The organism is Streptomyces recifensis (genome assembly GCF_002154615.1).
GTDB lineage: Bacteria > Actinomycetota > Actinomycetes > Streptomycetales > Streptomycetaceae > Streptomyces > Streptomyces griseoluteus.
This window is the reverse complement of the sequence record NZ_MUNH01000654.1, coordinates 438-654: the sequence shown is the minus strand read 5'-3', so window position 1 is coordinate 654 and position 217 is coordinate 438. Positions and strand designations below refer to the sequence as shown.

Genomic DNA, 217 nt, shown 5'->3' with positions numbered 1-217 from the left:
GGCGGGGTGGCGGAGGCGTGCGCGGAGTGCTCGGTCGGGAGGGGGCTGACCGTCGGGCGGCCCGCGTTCGTGCCGCCGGGGGCGGCGAGCAGCCCGACCGGCCGGGCGGCGCGGCCCGCGCCGAAGCCCCAGTCGAGGAGGGCCGCGGTCTGCTCGTACACCGCGTTGCTGCCCTCGGCGGGGTGCATCACGGTGACCAGCAGGGTGCGGCCGCCAC

The 217-nt window shown here is 80.2% G+C and carries 1 pseudogene; it reads right to left on the bottom strand.

Annotated elements, in window-relative coordinates:
* A pseudogene (locus tag CCN33_RS33310) lies at positions 1–217 on the bottom strand (D-alanyl-D-alanine carboxypeptidase family protein); the annotation flags it as partial.